The sequence below is a fragment of the Sphingomonas sp. Sphisp66 genome (genome assembly GCF_047324325.1).
Taxonomy (GTDB): domain Bacteria; phylum Pseudomonadota; class Alphaproteobacteria; order Sphingomonadales; family Sphingomonadaceae; genus Sphingomonas.
Genome location: NZ_CP168508.1, coordinates 3,312,317 through 3,329,714 on the forward strand (window position 1 = coordinate 3,312,317; position 17,398 = coordinate 3,329,714).

A 17,398-nucleotide genomic window follows, 5' to 3' on the forward strand; every position below is an offset into this window, starting at 1 on the left:
TGCCGATCAGCAGGCTGCCAGCAGCTCGCGATAGAGCGCGCGCACCTCTTCGAGGCGCTCCTCGCACGACCAGCGCTCCAGTCCCTCCTCGAGCCGGCTTGCCAGGTCGCCGAGTTCCGGCTGGCCGAACATGCCGGCGATCCCGGCGAGCTGGTGCGCCAGGGCGCGGATCTCGTCGCTCGCCGCGTCGCTGATCGCGCCCTGTTCGAGCGCGGAGGCGATCTTGGTCAGCGTGGCGATCTTGCGCGCGAGATAGCGCGCCTCGAGCGAGGGCTTGGGCGCCGCGGCCGGCGTCTCCGCGACAGCCGCCTCGGGCCGCCCCTCCTCTTCCGCCTGCGGCAGCTGCTCGGCGAGCACCCGTTCCAGCTGGCGTTCATCCAGCGGCTTGGTGAGCTGGTCGTTCATGCCGGCCTGGCTGCACCGATCGAGATGCGCCGCCTGGGCGCTCGCGGTGAGCGCGACGATCGGCACCGAGCTCTGCGGTGCCTGCGCCGCGCGGATCGCCTTCGTGGCCGCAAAGCCGTCCATGACCGGCATCTGGCAATCCATCAGCACCAGATCGAAGCTGCCGCTGAGCACGGACTCGACCGCCTCGGCGCCATCGGCCGCGAGCGACACGTCGAACCCGTAGCGCGACAGCGTCGCCAGCATCAGCTCGCGGTTCAGATCGACATCGTCGACCACCAGGATCCGCTTGCCGGAGAAGTCGAGCAGGGGCCGCCGCTCGGCCTTGCCCCGCACGGCGATCGGGCGCCCTTCGCGCAACGGGATCTCGAACCAGAAGGTCGATCCCTGGCCGACCTCACTCGACAGGCCCATCGCGCCCTGCATCAGCTCGATCAGCTGGCGGCTGATCGCAAGGCCGAGGCCGGTGCCGCCATAATGCGCGCCGATCGCCGGCCCCGCCTGGACGAACCGGTTGAACAAAGTCGCGGCCTTTTCCGCCGGAATCCCAGCACCCGTGTCCCGCACCTCGACGCGCAGGCGCTGGGCGCCCCGCTTCCCGGTCGTCCAGGCGGTGAGCGTCACCGAGCCTTCATGGGTGAACTTGATCGCGTTGGACAGCAGGTTGAGCACCACCTGACGCAGCCGGGCATCGTCGCCCTCCATCCAGGCCGGGACGTCCGACCCGACGAGCGCACGCAGATCGATGTCGCGGGCGGCTGCCTGCGGTTCCATCAGGGCCACGGTCTCTCGCACGAATGCGTGCAGGTCGAACGAGACGGAGTTCAGCTCGAGCGCCTCCGCCTCCAGCTTCGAGAAGTCGAGCACATTGTCGATCACGCCGCGCAGCGCCTGGCCGGCATTGTGGATCAGCCGCACGCGCTGCCTTGTCTCGTCGCGCAGCTCCGGAGCCTCGTCGAGCAGGCGGGAGAAGCCGATGATGCTGTTGAGCGGCGTCCGCAACTCGTGGCTCACATTGGCGACGAAGTCCGATTTCGACCGCACCGCCTGCTCCGCCTTGAGCGTCGCCGCGGCCAGCGCGTCCTCGCGCCGCTTGCGGTCGGTCACGTCGCGGACGACATCGATGAAGCCGGTCATCGCCTCATCATGCGCGTCGTGCAGGATGCCGATGCTGGATTCGAGCCAGATCCACTCGCCATCGGCGCGCTGCGAGCGCCAGCGCACGCGCTCCGCGCTGCCGGTGCGGATCAGCGTTCCATATTCGCGACGCAGCGCCGGCAGATCCTCGCCGTGGACGAAGTCAAAGGCCGGCCGGCCGAGCAGGTCGGCGGGGTTGAGCCCCATGATCTTCTCGCACGAAGGCGAGATGAAGGTGATCCGTCCCTCGAGATCCGTCGTCGTGATCATGTCGGTCGAGTTGCGCGCCATCAGCCGGTAGCGGTTCTCCGCCTCGCGCTCGTTGGTCAGGTCCTCGACCTGCGCGATGAAATGGGGCGGATTGCCGTCCTCGGCCTCGACCATGGACACCGAGAGCCGCACCCAGACCTGGCGCCCGGTCTTGTGGACATAGCGCTTGTCCATCTTGTAGCTGCCGATCCTGCCGGCGATCAGGTCGCCCAACTGGGCAAGATCCGACTCCAGATCGGCGGGATGCGTGATCGTCTGGAAGTCGAGCCCGGCGATCTCGTCGGGCGCATAGCCGACGATGCGCACGAACGCTTCGTTGACGCGGAGGAAGCCGCCCTCGGCCGATACCAGCGCCATGCCGATCGGCGCGTGATTGAACGCGTTCTCGAACTGCTCGGTCTGCTTCCTGCGCTCGGAAATGTCGTGGAGCAGCGCGGTGAATTCCCAGCCCTCCTGGGTGTGCGCCGCGTTGATCGCGAGCTCCACCGGCATGGACTTCCCGGTGCGATGCAGCGCCTGGACCTCGATCCGGCTCCCGATCAGCGTGCCTTCGCCGGTTGAGACGAAACGGGAAAGCGCCGCACGGTGGCTGTCCCGCAATTCCGCCGGGATGATCAGCTCGGCCAGGTCGCGCCCGATCGCCTCCTGCTCGGACCAGCCGAAGGTCAGCTCGGCCTGGCGGTTCCAGCAGGTGATAATGCTTTCGCTCGTCATCGTGATGATCGCCTGGTGCGCGTTGCCGATGATGCCGGAGAGGCGCTCTTCCTTCGCCCGCAGCGAAGCCTCGAGGGCAGCGCGCTCGCCGACTTCGCGGGAGAGCTGTTCCACGGCATCCGTCCGCTGCGCGAGATCGCGCTCGGTTTCGTCGAAGCGGAGCTGCTTGCGCATCTCGGCGGAGAGCATGGCGCTGAGCAGGCGCAATGCCTGGACATCGTCCTCGCCGAAGCGATGCGGCGTTGAGGCACAAACCTTGACCACGCCGCGTGCCAGTCCTCCGTCCAGAAGCGGCGCGCAGATCATCGCCCGCACGCCGGTCCGCTCGCAGGCCGCCTGATCGACCCGGCCATCCGTCGCGGTGTCGTTGCTGAGCAGCAATTCCCCCTGCGCCGCGCAAAGGCCCGAGAGGCTGCCCGCCCGCTTCACCCGCAACCCGAGGAACGTTCGCATCGACGGGCTCGCCGCGGTGTAGACGAGGTCGCTGCCATCGACGAGCTCGACGACCACGCCGGCCCCTTCGATCAGGAGGCTGAGTTCTTCGACCACCACCTGCATGAAATGGTCGAGGTCCAGCTGCGTCTCCGCGAGCCGGACCTGCGCCCGGGCAAGCGCCTCGAGCCGCCTTACCCTGTCCCAGGTCGGCGGCGTGCTGGTGTCGTGACTTTCGGCCCGTTCCGGGGGGAGCGCGTGCTGAAGCATCGAAAACCAGTAAATTCAGTGAGATGAACGGATTGATAAACTGTGCTTCGGTGCCACTACGGATAGCATTATCCGAATCCGGTGCTCCGGCGGCCGGGAAGACCACGACCTGCGTCCCCGCGCGACGTCCCTGCCCCCTTTCCGGGCGCTCGCGGTGCGGGTGACGAGCGCGACAGGGTCGCAAAGAAAAAGGGCCGGCGGACGGACGATTGCGCGTCCGGCCGCCAGCCCAGGGGTTGGAGGGTTAGAAGTTCACATTGACGGTCGCGAGCAGCTTGCGGCCGTTCTTGTAAACGCCGCGCGGCAGGCGCTGCGTGTTGGCATAGGCGTAGTACTGGCTGTCGGTCAGGTTCATGCCCGAGACGGTCAGCCCGATCTCCTTGGTGATGTTGTACGTCGCCGACACGTCGATATTGGCGCTGTCGCGGACGTACATCTGATCACCGCGGTCGATGCCGGTGAAGTATTTCGAGCGCCAGGTGTAGGTTGCGCGCAGGGCGATCGGACCGCTCTCGAAGAACGGGCTGAGGCTCGCCTGGTGCTTCGAGTTGTAGGGCAGGTCCGCCCCTTCCTCGCCCTTGCCGTCGGCATAGGTGTAGTTGGCGAGCAGGCCGAAGCCGAGCGGCAGGCTCTGCTGATAGGCGATCGCGAAGCCCTTCACATTGGCCGAGCCCGCATTGAACGGCCGGCTGATGTTGTAGGTGGTCACGGCGCCGACGAACTGGTTGAAATACTGCTCGCGGGCGGTCTTCTGCAGGATGTAGTTGCCAATGTCCTTGTAGAACACCTCGGCCGCCAGGATCGCGCGCGGCGCGAAATACCATTCGAGCGACGCATTGTAGTTGGTCGATTCGTACGGCTTCAGGTTCGGGTTGCCGCCGCCGCCGGTGCCGATCTGGTCCGACAGCCAGAAATAGTTCGACATGTCGGCATAGTTCGGCCGTGCGATCACCTGCGCGGCGGCGAAGCGGAAGGTCAGGTCCTTCTGCAGCGCGATCGCGATGTTCACGCTCGGCAGGACATTGTCGTAGGACCGGATCGTGGTCTGCCAGACCCAGTCGGCCTGTGCATTGCACGCGGCACCCGGCTTGCAGACAAAGCCCGCGCTCTCGGTCTTGGTGTGGACATAGCGCGCGCCGATATTGCCGCGCAGGGCGCCCTGCTCGAAGTTGATCTGGCTGTAGAGCGCCTGGATGTCTTCCTTGATGTTCCAGTTGCCGGCGGTGAACTCGGCGGCGGCGAACATCGACGGGGTCGGCAGGTTCGGACGGCCCTGGACATAGTCCACCATCGAATCGCCGTTGATGATGAAGCGGCCGGCCATCTGATCGTTGATGCCGTCAAAGCCCGACAGGTAATTGTCCTTGACCGGGCGGGTGTCGAAATTGCTCGCCGGCACCGAAAGGCCGGTCAGCGCGATGCCGGCATATTCCTGGCCGGTCTCGTGGTGGCGGTACTTGTAGCCGAACGACCAGCGCTTCAGCGAGCCGTCGAACTTCAGGCCGAGGTCGACCTGGCCGTAGCGCTCCTTGTCGGTGGTCGGCTTGTTGACGAGGTTGCCGCTCCAGCCCGGATCGGTGGCGAAGGCCGCCGGATTGCCGAGCACGTTGGTGGCGTAGTTGAGCGTGCCGGGCTTGTCCGGCGCGCCGCTGATGTCGACGGTATAGTCGGCCCAGTTGAGGAACTCGAGGAACACCTGCTTCTTGGTGCCGCCGTCCGCATCGGACACGCCGCCCTCGACATTCAGGTCCCAATGCACGTCGTCCCAGCCGATCTGGCCGCGGAAGGTCTGCGAGTGCATCTCGGCGACACGGTACTGGGCATCCAGCACCGACAGCGCGTTCTTGAAGCTCGCCTTGGTGACGATGCCATTGTCGACGGTCAGGCCGGTCAGCGCACCGGCGCTGTTCCAGACATTGCCCGGGAAGGCGTACATCGACTGGTTGAGATTGTCATAGGTCGCGTCGATGCGCAGCCAGTCGGCCGTGATCGTCAGCTCGTCGACCGGCTTCCACTGGGCGGTGGCGGAATAGGTCAGGCGCTCGCGGTTCTGCTCGAAATAGGAAGTGCCGAACGCGTTGGGGAACTTGGCGCCCGGGTTCGCGGTCAGCGTGGTCGCACAGGTGGCGGTGCAGTTGCCCGTGGTGATCGAGCTGGTGCCGGCGTCGTTCTTGCCGGCCCAGAAGTCCGCGGTGATCGTGCCATAGCTCTCCAGGCCGTCGCGGCGCAGTCGATCCTTGGCGCGCTGGAACGAGGCGAGGATGCCGAAGGTCTTGCTCTCATTGTGCCAGCTGACCAGCGCCGAGCCCTGGACGTCGCCCTTCTCCGAGCGGTCATTGTAGAGATAGCCGAGCGAGCCGGCGACCACGAAGGGCTTCAGCTCCAGCGGCTTGCGGGTGAGCACGTTGACGGTGCCGCCGATCGAGCCTTCGTCGATGCGCGCCTCGGGCGACTTGTAGACATCGACGCGGTTGACCAGCTGCGGCGCGAGCAGCGCATAGTTGAAGGTACGGCCCGGCGAATCGAGGATGAACCAGTCGGCCGAAGCCACGGTCTGGCCGTTGAGCAGGGTGCGGTTCAGCGCCGGATCGGTGCCAAGGATCGAGACCTTCTCGCCCTGGCCGAACTGGCGATCGACGGTGACGCCCGGGACCAGCGTCAGCGCTTCGGCGACGTTGGTGTTGGGGAACTTGCCGACATCTTCCGCAGAGACCGAGTCGATGATCGAATCTGCCTTGCGCTTGGCATCGATCGACTGGGCGAGCGACGCGCGGAAGCCGGTGACGACGATCTCGCCTTCATCGGCGGGCTGGGCAGTGGTGTCGCTGGTCTGTGCATGTGCGGCGCCGGTGAGCAGCGCCATGGCGCTGGCCGTGCCGATAAGAAATCCCCGGATCCCCATGTCTCATCCCCTTGGTCAGATGTTTCTGAACTTGCTTATGCTTCTTTTGATTCTTTGTGGTACGTCATCGGTAGACCAGTCGCGTACCAATACCCGTACCATTCCTCAGCCAATGGGGGTCGTCAAGACGGATTCTTACATTGGGATTACAGTCCAGTGCAATTTTCTGCTGACAATGGTACGTTAGTGGTACTAGTGTTGCATAAGGCGCACAGCCGATTATGGGGAAGCGATGCCGCTGCTGGCAGAAAAGATCAGGCCGCTCGATGGCCCGGGGAGAGGGCCGCTATACCGGCAGCTCGAGAACGCGTTGCGCGAGGCGCTGCGCGACAATCTGCTCAAGCCCAATGAAGCGCTCCCCGCCGAGCGGGACCTGGCCGCCGACCTCTCGGTCTCGCGGATCACCCTGCGCAAGGCGATCGACAAGCTGGTCGACGAGGGACTGCTGGTCCGCCGCCACGGCGCGGGCACCTTTGTGGCGAGCCGGGTCGAGAAGCAGTTCGCCAAGCTCTCGTCCTTCTCGGAAGACATGGCCTCGCGCGGGCGGACGGTACGAAGCGAATGGCTGATCCGCGCGGCCGGCGCGGTGACGGGGGAAGAATCGCTCACCTTCGGCCTCAGCCCCGGCACCGAAGTCTATCGCTTCCACCGCATCCGCTATGCCGACGAGGTGCCGATGGCTCTCGAGTTCGCGATCATTCCCGGCTTCGGCCTGCCGGGGATCGAGGCGGTCAGCTCCTCGCTCTACGCGGCCCTCGAGGCGACCGGCAATCGCCCCGTGCGCGCGCTCCAGCGGCTGCGCGCCGCCCTGTGCGACGCCGAACGGGCGGCATTGCTCGGCGTCGAGGTGGGCGCGCCGGTTCTCTACATCGAGCGGCGCGGCTTCCTGGCGGATGGCCGGGTGATCGAGGCGACGACGAGCTGGTATCGCGGCGACGCCTATGACTTCGTCGCCGAACTCGACACGCGCGGCTGAGCCGATGATCCTCTCCGACCCGCGCGGCGGAACCCTCCGCACGTGCGCCGCACACGCCGATCAGCTCGCCCAGGCGACCGGGAAGCTCCGATGCGGGCGCTGATCCCCACGCGCGTGCTGGTGGACGGCGCGCTGCAGGCCGGCATCGCCGTGCTGGTCGATGGCGCGCGCATCTTCGGCCTGGTCCCGGTCGGCGCCCTTCCTCCGGATGCCGAGCAGGAGTCGCTGCCGGGCACATTGGTCCCCGGCTTCATCGATACCCAGGTGAATGGCGGCGGCGGGGTGCTGTTCAATGATGCGCCCACCGTCGAGGGCATCGCCGCGATCGGTGCCGCGCACCGGCGCTTCGGCACCACCGGCTTCCTGCCAACGCTGATCAGCGACGATCTCGAGGTGATCCGCCGCGCCGTGGCCGCGGTCGACGCCGCAATCGAAGCCGGCGTCCCCGGGGTGCTCGGCATCCATATCGAGGGCCCGTTCCTTAACGTCGATCGCAAGGGCATCCATTCGGCCGAGAAGATCCGAGCGCTCGATGCCGAAGGGATCACGGCTCTTACCGGGCTCAGGCGCGGGCGTACGCTGGTGACGCTGGCGCCCGAACGAGTCGCGATCGCCGACATCGAGCGGCTGGTCGCCGCGGGCGTGGTGGTGGCAGCGGGCCATACCAATGCCAGCCATGCCCAGGCCAAGGCGGCGGTGGCCGCCGGCATGCGCGGCGTCACCCATTTGTTCAACGCGATGTCGCCGCTCGGTTCGCGCGAGCCGGGAATGGTCGGCGCGGCGCTCGATTCGCCTGAACTGACCTGCGGCGTGATCGTCGACGGCCATCACGTGAACCCCGCGACGCTTCGCCTGGCGCTGCGTTGCAAGCCGAGCAGCGGCTTCATGCTGGTGACCGACGCAATGCCCTCGGTCGGCTCGGACGCGAGCGCGTTCCTGCTTCAGGGGCGCCGCATCACCGTGCAGGACGGCGCCTGCCGCAGCGACGACGGGACGCTGGCCGGCTCGCATCTCGACATGGCCGCCGCCGTGCGGAACGCGATGTCGATGCTCGATGTCGACCTGGCGACGGCAGTGGAGATGGCAAGCGCGAGCCCGGCGGCGCTGATCGGCCTGGCCGAGACGCATGGCCACATCGCCGCCGGCCATACGGCGGACCTCGTGCTGCTCGACGATGCGGGAAAGGTCATCGCGACCTGGATCGGCGGGCGCTAGCCCCTCCCCGCAGCCGAACCGGATGCGGAACGGGCCCGATCGATCACGACCGGACCCATTTCCATCGATCAGCGCGGATCGCCGAAGCGCTTGCGGAAGCCGGTCAGGTCGATCCTGAAATCGTCCTCGCCGTGAAAGGCCTCGTCGCTCAGCTTCGGCTTTTCCGCCGCCTTGTACCACGCGGCATATTCGGCGGTATCGCGGCTCTGCTTCTTGTAGTGGGTCGAATAGGTGCGCACCTGGATCGTCGGGGTCGCGCTGCCCATGTCGAAGCGCATCAGCCGCAGCCAGCCATCGCCGATCCCCTCGCCCGGCCCCATCTTCGCGCCCGCATCGATCGCACTCTGGCGGCGGTCCTGATAGTCGGCGAGCACCTGCCACACCGGGTTGCCGGCGCGGTTGTTGTCGATGCGCATCGCCTGGCCATGCTCATGGCCGCACAGCACCAGGAAGATCTGGTCGTGCTGGCTGATGAACTTGTCCCACACCATCTGCGGGCTGTTGTCCTCCGCATCCACGGCATGGCCGTCGATGATCGGATTGGGGACGCGCGCGCCTTCCTTGGTCATATAGTCGTGCGTCGAGACGATGGTCGGCAGACCGGGATGCTCGGCGATCACCTTGGCCGCCCACTCGAGCGAGGCGTTGGGCGCGTCGAACTGCAGGCCGATGTGCAGGAAAGTATAGCCGCCCGCCTTGAAGATCTGGGCGCTGTCGGCACCGCCATCATGGCTGGCGACGTACCAGCTTTTGTTCTTGAAGAAGGGCTTGTCCGCGCCGAACAGCGAGCGGAAATTGTCCAGCCCGCCGGGATGCAGCATGCCCAGGCTCGACATGTCGGTGAACTTCGCCGCCGGCGGGTGGCTGGAGTCAGTCCACATCGCGTCGTAATCGTGATTGCCCGGCACCACCGAGAAGGGCACCTTGCCCGCGATCATCTCGTATCCCTTGCGCGCCGTGGCGATCTCGACCGTGGTCACCTTCGGCGTCGGCGCGAAATGCGCGTCGAGGATCGGGTTGGCGACGCGCTTGAACCCGCGCGCGGCGTGGCCCGGATCGATGGTCAGCGTCTGGTGCTGCCAGACATCGCCCAGCGCAGTGACGAAATCGATGTCGCCGCCATTCGAGCGGAGGTTGGCGGCGATGTACGCCATCTGGTCGAGGAACATCCGGTCCGCGTCGAACTTGAAGCCCTCGGCGGTCTGGTGGGTATAGTCGGTATAGTTCTGCGTGTCCGGGACCGCGGCGATCGTGAAGCTGCGGTCCTGGGCCAGCGCCGGCACCACCGCCCCGATCAGGGCGGCTGCGGCGAGAAGTGCTGCTGTCTTGCGCATGGTCTTGCTCCTGAGATGCGGGATCAGAACTTCACGCCGAATTCGGCGCGATAGGTGCGGCGGGTGCCGGCGATGAAGGTGGGGATGCCGAAATTGTCGCCGGTATTGCCGGCATCGACGATGAACTTCCGGTCGGTCAGGTTGTCGCCCACCAGCGCGAAGGTCCAGCGGTCGCCGGTGCCGGTGAACGACAGGCGCGCGCTCAGCAGGCCGAAGGCGCCCTGATATTCGTCGACGACGCGGTCGCTATAGGCCGCCGGGGTGCGGACCTGCAGGTCCGGGCGGTCGTTATTGTCGTCGAAGAACATCTTCGATTGCCAGCTGTAGAGCGGCGCGAAGCTGAACCGCCCGCCCTCGACATCGGCATAGAAGTCCGCGCCGATCGCATATTTGTTGTCCGGGCTGTTGCGGAAGCGGTTGCCGTCATAGATGCCGTTCTTGAAGCGCGCCTTGTTCCAGCCATAGCTGCCGAACAGCCGGATGCCGTTGAGCGGCGTGTAGCTCAGCTGTGCCTCGATGCCGGTCGCGTCCGCCTTGCCGGCGTTGATCGTGCCGATCGTGCCGTTGACCGTGCCCAGCGTCTGGAAGTTGCTGTATCTGTAGTGATAGATCGACAGGTCGCCGGTCAGCCGGCCGCCCAGCGTGCGGGTCTTGATGCCCGCCTCGACCGACTGCAGCGATTCCGCCGGGATGATCTGGGCCAGGCCGGTGTTGAGCAGTTGCACCACCTCCGGCCGCTTGCCGATACCGTAGACGGCATAGAGGTTGACGTCCTTGCTCAGCGAATAGCGCAGGCCGGCGCGGCCGGTCAGCGTGTTCGAACGGTTCTCGCCTTCGACCACGGACCCGCCCGGCGTCGGCTGCAGCAGCAGGCCGCGTCCGGTCAGCCGGCTGACGCCCAGCGGCGTCAGGCCCTGCAGCGACGCTTCCTTCTTGTCGAAGGTCACGCGGCCACCGCCGAACAGCTGCAGCCCTGGCGCGAGATCGGCGGTGACGTCGGCGAAGAGGTCATAGGTCATGATCTTCGCGTGCGAGATCTGCTGATCGACATGGAACGGCTTGAGCGCCGCCGCCGTCGGCCCGAGCAGCGCGTTGATCTGGGCATTGGTCAGCCCGCGCGGCGCGAGCGCCTGGAGCTGGCCGCCGAGCAGCAGCGCCATTGCGCGTTCGTCATAGCCCAGGCTGAAGTCCATGCCGTTGTCGGCGCGGAAGGCGCTGGCGCCGACAAAGCCCTGGAACGGGCCGACATCCTTGAAGTTCAGCCGCAGCTCCTGCGACACCTGATAGCCGTAATTGCGCTGCTCATAGGCGATGATGTTGGTCGGCGTGCCGTCATTGTCGCCCGACTGGAACGCGTCCGCCCAGCGGAATCCGGTGATCGAAGTGAGGCTCAGCCGGTCGCTCAGCTGCCAGTCCAGCGTGCTGCTGATGTTGACGATGTCGCGCTTGAACATCGGCTCGCGGAAACTGCCGAAGGTATCGAGATGGGTGGGCGTCCAGAAGTTCAGGTCGCCGACGATCGCGCCGGTCTTCTGGTCGAGCGGCAGGAAGGTGCGCGACTTGAACGGCACGCCGCCGCGCGTGTCGTCGCGGTCATAGGTGGCGATCAGGTTCATCTCGAAATCGTCGCTCGGCGTCCAGCGCGCGGCGAAGCGGAGCGCCTGGGCGTTCACCGCATTGTAGGTGCGGTCCGACTGGGTGTCCGAGACGAAGCCGTCGCGCTGCCGGGCGAGCCCGCCGATGCGGACCGCGAAGGTGTCGCTCACCGGCAGGTTCACCACCGCCTGGGCCGACCAGTAATTGTAATTGCCGCCGGCCACCTTGGCCTCGACGCCGAAAGTATCGGCAGCACGCTTCTGGTAGATCGACACGCCGCCGTTCAGCGCCGAACGGCCGTGCAGGGTCGATTGCGGGCCGCGCTCCACTTCGATCCGGTCGATGTCGAACAGCTCGGTATAGGAAGCCGTCGCCTGGGTGACGGGCACGCCGTCCTGAAACACCGCGACGCGCAGTTCGGCCTGGGGCTGGAAGTCGTTCGAGGTGATGCCGCGCACCGAGAAGCCCGGCGCGAACTTGTCCTGGAGCTGGATCACGAAGCCGGGCGTGATCGCCGAGACCTTGCTGAGCTCGGTGCCGCCGATCTGCTCGAGATTCTCGGCGCTGTATGCGCTGATCGCCATCGGCACGTCGGTGATCCGCTGCTCGCGCTTCTGGGCGGTCACGACGATGTCGTCCCCCATTACGGTGTCATCGCCGGCCGACGCCGGCTGGGCCGCGGCACCGTCCTGTGCCACCTTCACCGGCGAATCGATGCGATTGGACTCGTTGCGAACCTGGGCATGGGCCTGCGCCGCACCGAGGATCAACATGCTGGAACAAAGAAGAAATCTATACATGCTTCCAACCCCGCTTTATTTATGAGACGGTCACGTATCGATATTCCGTGACAGAATTGCTGCAGGAGCGAGAAGAATCTTGAATGCCGAGAATGAAGGCCTGCGCGGCCGGGGAAGGCCGCGTGACGGAGAGATCGACGCCAATATCCGGGACACGGCCTGGGCGCTGCTTGCCGACCATGGCTATGAGGGGCTGACCTTCGAAGCGCTGGCGGAGAGCGTGGGCTGCAGCCGCGCGACGCTCTACCGGCGCTTCGCCTCCAAGGACGCGCTGCTAGCGACCATCCTCGACGAATCCTCACGCGCGGTGGAGCCGGTGATCCTGCCCGAGATGACGCCGCGCGAGGCGTTGCTGGCGCATGCCATGGCGTGCCGTACGCTGATGTCGGGCCATCAGGGCCGCGCGCTGCTGAAGCTCGACGCGACCCTGCGCGCGAATGCCGAGCTGGGCGCCGCGACCGAGCGGCAGATGGACCAGGAGATCGACTATTATCGGCGCGAGCTGCTTCGCATCGATCCCCGGGCGACGCGGGCCGACCTGGACTTCGCCAGCCATACGCTGGTCGGCAGCATCATTTATCACGCTGCGCTGCTGCGGCGCGAACTCCAGCCCGAGCGCGTCGAACAACTGGTGGATCAGGCGATCGCGCTGGTGGAGGCCCGCCGCACAAGCACTGCGTAAGCGCGGTCCAGACAAACGGAGATACAATTGCAGGTCATCGGGTAGTCGCCGACCGACGCGGCGCGACAGCTGCCGCGAACCAAGGGCGCCGGAGCCAACTATACAGTCGGCCCCGGCCCGACGAGCCCAGCTGGTCATTCAGGCCAATCTTCATCGCAGGCGAGTTATATTGCGCCCCCAGCAGTGCTGAAATTCGTATTACTTTAGCTTGAACAGCTTCCTTACGAACTCCATCACCCAGACAGAGATTACCGATATGCCAATTAAGCATATGAAGTATCCAATATATACCAATATCGGATAATCCATACCATGATGAGATATGAAGACCGCGCCAAATATTATTGCCAATCCGACAATAATCGCAGAAAATCCAAAAACGATACTCATGCAATCACCAATATATTTATCGAATTATACACCGAGGCCTATCGGTTGCTCCGATAAAATCCAAAGCCTTGTCCGCATATTTTTCAGCAGTCTTTTTGTACATGAAGCTCATTGGCAGAAAATCAACCATAACCTGCCGGCCAAGTTTCCTGACGGACGCCCCTCCAGCCAAGGCCGTGACGGCACCTGTAATACTCATCAGGCGGCCTCCGCTCGAAAGAAGCGCCCCACCAGCGGCAACTGCGCCACCAACGCTACCACCCGCCGCTGCTCCGACCGGACCGCCCAGCAAAGCGCTGGCTCCGGCGATGCCGCCGCCCACCATAACGGCAGTATCGCCGGTCTTCTTCGCCGACATGCCCACATGCGTAGCCGATAACCCGACGACCTGCGTAATAGCCTCCGTCTTCGTGCAAGGGCGGATGGTGCTTTGCCGCCATGCGGTATCGGTCAGGACCGGCCCTCGGCCAACGGGATCCCGGGGAGCGCCACCGCCGCCGGGGCCAAAGAACCCAACCGGAAACCAGCCTCCGGAGAAGATGTCAACACAGCGCCCATTCTGATAGATCTTGCTCTGCAAGGCGCACATCCGAAACAGATCCCCCTCGACGGTGATGCTATTTTCCGGATCGTCGACGCCGCCATCACCACCGATGAGGCCGGTCGGGTCCGTGAAATTGATGGGATCACCCGAGACATAGTTATACCAATTGAGGCCGTCCCCGTATCCGATCGGATCGGTCTGCATGAAACGGCCAAGGGTGGGCGAGTACATGCGGGCCTTGTAGTAATAGACCCCCAGCTCGGGCATCCACGCCTGCCCCGTATATTGGAAGCGCCCGATATTGCTCGCGGCAGGAATGCCGTACTCGTCATAGCGGTTGACGCCGACGACATTGCCCGAACCATCGGTCGCAGCCACCACCGAGCCGCGTTCGTCGGCATGAAGCCAGCGACGGTCGCCGGTGCCCGAGCCCTCGTACCACACCAACGGCTCGTCGCCGTCGGGACCCCAGACATAACGGCGCAGGATCGTCCCGCTGGTCGAGTTGTACTCCGCCGTCATCTGACTGCCGGACCATGAGAAGCGCGTATCTCCCGAAGGACCGGTATAATATTGCAGCAACTGCCCGCCCGCCGGCTCATAGACCATGGTGACGCCCGGCGCGGACGACATCCGGTTCTCCGAGGTATAGGCATAGCCCGAGCTGCCAGAGCTGGTCAGATTGCCGCGCCCGTCATAGCCCAGCGACGTGCCGCCGGCGGCAGTCACCTGATTGAGGCCGTTGATCGAATAGGGCCGATCCACATTATAATGCCCATTCCAGGCATAGATGTCGTTCGAAAGCGTCGATGATGCGATCTGGCCTGCGGGATTGTAGGTGAAACCGGTGGTGAAGTCATAGGCACCGCCACCCAGGTCCTGGGTCAGCGACGAAAGGCGCGATCCCGCGTCATAGCCGTAGCCGGTGCTGGTGCCGTTGCCGCGCGTGATGCTCGTGCGCCGGCCAAGATTGTCATAGCTATAGGTCGCAAGCACACCGGCGCCAGAGGTCGCCCCATTCTCGCGGATTGCAGTGACTTCGCCGGTTACATTGTAGTCATAGTCTACACGGAAGCCGTCGCTCCAGGTGATCCGCGTCTGGCGCCCGGCAAGATCATAGGCATGGAGGGTGCCCGCGTTGTAGTTTTCCTCGTTCACGACGCGCCCGAGCGCGTCATAGGTGAACGCGTTGACGGCATAGCCATTGCCGGTTGCCTTGGTCAGGCGCCCGAGCAGGTCATAGGTATAGGTCACGTCCCAATCGAGATATGCGTCGTTCGGCGTGACCTTGCTCGCCACCCGGCCAAGATTGTCATAGCCATAGGTGATCGTCTGGCCATCCCGCAGGCGACCGGTGGTTACCCGCCCTGCCGCATCGTACCCAAGCTGCTCATAATCCCCTGGCGAAGTTGCGCAGGCGCTGCTCGAGGCCGTCTGGAAGCAGGTGCGCCAGGGACGATCGAATCCGTCATAGGCATAGGAAGTGACGTTGCCGTTCCCGTCCGTGACGCTCGCCAGTTCGCCGGTCGCGGTCTGGAGCGATGTCTCCGTCGCGGCATCGGCCGTCCCATAGGCACTGGTGACGCTCGTCCAGGCCGGGTTGCCCGAGCCCGGCGCGCCGTACTGGATGACCGAGACACTGTCCGGGCCGAAATCCGGATCGGAGCCCCCCACACAGGCATCTCCCGGAGCGCCCAGAACCGCGGACCGAACTCGCACCGCAACACAGGTCGAACGGCCGGCGGCATCATATGCGTAGTCGACACGCGAATAGGTCGTGCTACCGGACGAAAGCGCAGACGACTGCACGCGACCAGCGGCGTCCAGGGTGCTCGTCTCCACCTGAAGCACAGCCATGTTGGCAAGCGCGGCGTCTCCCTGATCCGACGCCGTGCCCACCGAAACCGTAGTCGCCCGCCCCTGCGCGTCATAACCGATGCGAGCCGCGCGCCGCAGCAGGGCACCACTGCCATCCGGATCCGGCCCCACCGAACCGAGCGACTGGCGCGCCGCGTCGTAATAATATCGCGTCGTATCGTCCGCACCCGGCAACGGACCATCCGCGGTCGAGACGTCCCCCGCCGCGGTGTAGGTGAGGCTGGTGGTCGCCTGGAGCGAGCCATCGCCGGCACCAGTGGTGACCGACTGCGGCAGGAGATTGGCATTGTAGGTCGTAGCCGTCTTCACCGCGTCGGCAGTGCCTTCGCAATTCGCCTGGGTCCGGCAGCTCCAGGTTGAGCTTTGCAGCCACACCCCGGCGATCTGCGAGTATCGCACCTGGGTGCTCGGATTCACGCCGCCGGAATTCTGCGTGGTGATCGACGTGACGCCGCCATGGGTCGCATCGTAACCATAGGTGGACACGACGCCCGCAGCGTCGGTGCTGGTCGCCATTCGGTTGCAGGTGCCGACAATCGTGCAGCTATAGTCGTTGTAGGTGGCCGAGGTGACCAGCGTGGCCCCTCCAACCGCAGTGACTGTGGTTTTCTGCAAGTTGCCCTTGCTGTCATATTCGTAGGTGGTGACCTGATTACCCGGTGAGGTAGCGGTCTTCAGGCGCCCCGAAGTATCGTAGCTATAGGCGGTAACGCGTCCATATTCGTCCTCGATCCGGGTCGGCAAGCCGACCGCAAGATCAGACTGGTACTTGCGGACACGACCGACCGGATCGGTCACCGTAAGCGCGGATGTCGAGGCCGTGGGATTCGTAAACGAATAGGTCCAGGTCACCCCATCCCGGACAACCGAGCTAACCGCAGCAACACCCGTGAAGTTGATCCGAAAATTATCGGAACCGCTGCCCGGCCGGCGCACCGCATCATAGCTGCCGGAGCCACCCAGCTGACGGGTATAATGCCAAACGCGGCCAAGCCCGTCCGTCACGTCATCGGTATAGACCGTGCCATTGGTGATCGCGGTGGTCGCGAAGGCATAGGACGCGCTCGGCAAAACCCCACTGCCCCCTTGCGAATTCGATCCCCCTGCGCTGACCAGCCGCTTCCAGCTGGATATCTGCGTCGCCGTCGGCGCCGAGAAGCCATTGGACACCGACGAACCCGCATAAGCGTAGTTGATCCCATAACCGGCGCTGTTCGATACGGACGTCAGCCGGGTCAGCCACACCTGCGGCGCCGGACCAGCGCTCACATTCGGCGTCAGCAGGCAAACCACGTCGTCAAGTTCCTGACGGTTCCGACCAAGCACACAATATGTGTCCGCCTGCCAATTGAGGGTGGTCTTCAGTCCGTCGGGATATTCAATCGTGGTCAGATATGCATAGGCATCATAGTTCGTCTGACGGCCATCCCGATGCACCGAGGCCTTTTCGATGAGCCCATATGTGTACTTTGTCCCGTCGAGCAGCTTCAGCTGGTAGTAGTTGCCGACGATCGAAAGCGTGGCACCGTCCGAAGCCGCCACAAACGCGCTGCCATTGCGCGCGAAATTGTAGGTCTTGTCGCCCGTGGAAACCGGCAGGGGCGACCCAGCGGGAGTCGCATAGGGATTTGGCAGGGTAATTCTGGCATCTTGCAGCGTCTGACGCCCATAGATCCGCGTCTCCGTAAGAGCGCCAACACCAGACCCAACGGTGAAACTGTCCCGAGGAAGCCGGTACTGGCCGGTTGCCACGTTGACGCCGTTCTCGTCATACAGCACGCGCTCCGGCGCGGGCACTTCACCCGCAGTCTGCGCATAAGCCAATGTCGGCATGGAAACGGACGCACACAGGA

General features: G+C 64.8%; 8 protein-coding genes. 3 read left to right on the top strand and 5 right to left on the bottom strand.

Annotation, left to right across the window (positions count from 1 at the left end; genetic code table 11):
• Positions 1-6: 6 nt before the first annotated feature.
• Together ACEN8G_RS14985 and ACEN8G_RS14990 are read right to left on the bottom strand one after the other, a co-directional pair.
• Complete coding sequence (locus ACEN8G_RS14985; protein WP_413414226.1) at positions 7-3,228, bottom strand: PAS domain S-box protein; 3,222 nt, start codon at positions 3,226-3,228, stop codon at positions 7-9.
• Positions 3,229-3,472: 244 nt separating this feature from the next.
• A complete protein-coding gene (locus ACEN8G_RS14990; RefSeq protein ID WP_413414227.1) occupies positions 3,473-6,130 on the bottom strand; it encodes a TonB-dependent receptor in 2,658 nt (885 codons plus the stop codon).
• Positions 6,131-6,362: 232 nt separating this feature from the next.
• On the opposite strand from ACEN8G_RS14990, the gene ACEN8G_RS14995 reads away from it, so the two are divergent.
• Positions 6,363-7,106, top strand: a complete 744-nt coding sequence (locus ACEN8G_RS14995) for a GntR family transcriptional regulator (RefSeq protein ID WP_413414228.1) — start codon at positions 6,363-6,365, stop codon at positions 7,104-7,106.
• Positions 7,107-7,196: 90 nt separating this feature from the next.
• A complete protein-coding gene (nagA, locus tag ACEN8G_RS15000) occupies positions 7,197-8,321 on the top strand; it encodes an N-acetylglucosamine-6-phosphate deacetylase (RefSeq protein WP_413414229.1) in 1,125 nt (374 codons plus the stop codon).
• Positions 8,322-8,389: 68 nt separating this feature from the next.
• Here nagA and ACEN8G_RS15005 read toward each other — a convergent pair whose 3' ends face one another.
• Positions 8,390-9,655, bottom strand: coding sequence for a metallophosphoesterase (locus tag ACEN8G_RS15005; protein WP_413414230.1), 1,266 nt, complete (start codon positions 9,653-9,655; stop codon positions 8,390-8,392).
• Between the two features lie 23 nt (positions 9,656-9,678).
• Positions 9,679-12,024: a TonB-dependent receptor gene (locus tag ACEN8G_RS15010; protein WP_413414231.1), complete on the bottom strand. Its 2,346-nt coding sequence runs from the start codon at positions 12,022-12,024 to the stop codon at positions 9,679-9,681.
• A gap of 106 nt (positions 12,025-12,130) precedes the next feature.
• Here ACEN8G_RS15010 and ACEN8G_RS15015 point away from each other — a divergent pair, with 106 nt between their 5' ends.
• Positions 12,131-12,733, top strand: coding sequence for a TetR/AcrR family transcriptional regulator (locus ACEN8G_RS15015; RefSeq protein ID WP_413414232.1), 603 nt, complete (start codon positions 12,131-12,133; stop codon positions 12,731-12,733).
• A 406-nt stretch (positions 12,734-13,139) separates the two neighbouring features.
• Here the strand turns inward: ACEN8G_RS15015 and ACEN8G_RS15020 are convergent, their stop codons facing one another.
• Positions 13,140-17,378: an RHS repeat domain-containing protein gene (locus ACEN8G_RS15020; RefSeq protein ID WP_413414233.1), complete on the bottom strand. Its 4,239-nt coding sequence runs from the start codon at positions 17,376-17,378 to the stop codon at positions 13,140-13,142.
• Positions 17,379-17,398: the final 20 nt, after the last annotated feature.

What these genes read in the sequence shown, in the direction of transcription:
- ACEN8G_RS14985 (WP_413414226.1), bottom strand. Translation starts at nt 3,228, where the DNA reads ATGCTTCAGCACGCGCTCCCCCCGGAACGGGCCGAAAGTCACGACACC.
- ACEN8G_RS14990 (WP_413414227.1), bottom strand. Translation starts at nt 6,130, where the DNA reads ATGGGGATCCGGGGATTTCTTATCGGCACGGCCAGCGCCATGGCGCTG.
- ACEN8G_RS14995 (WP_413414228.1), top strand. Translation starts at nt 6,363, where the DNA reads ATGCCGCTGCTGGCAGAAAAGATCAGGCCGCTCGATGGCCCGGGGAGA.
- nagA (WP_413414229.1), top strand. Translation starts at nt 7,197, where the DNA reads ATGCGGGCGCTGATCCCCACGCGCGTGCTGGTGGACGGCGCGCTGCAG.
- ACEN8G_RS15005 (WP_413414230.1), bottom strand. Translation starts at nt 9,655, where the DNA reads ATGCGCAAGACAGCAGCACTTCTCGCCGCAGCCGCCCTGATCGGGGCG.
- ACEN8G_RS15010 (WP_413414231.1), bottom strand. Translation starts at nt 12,024, where the DNA reads ATGTTGATCCTCGGTGCGGCGCAGGCCCATGCCCAGGTTCGCAACGAG.
- ACEN8G_RS15020 (WP_413414233.1), bottom strand. Translation starts at nt 17,378, where the DNA reads ATGCCGACATTGGCTTATGCGCAGACTGCGGGTGAAGTGCCCGCGCCG.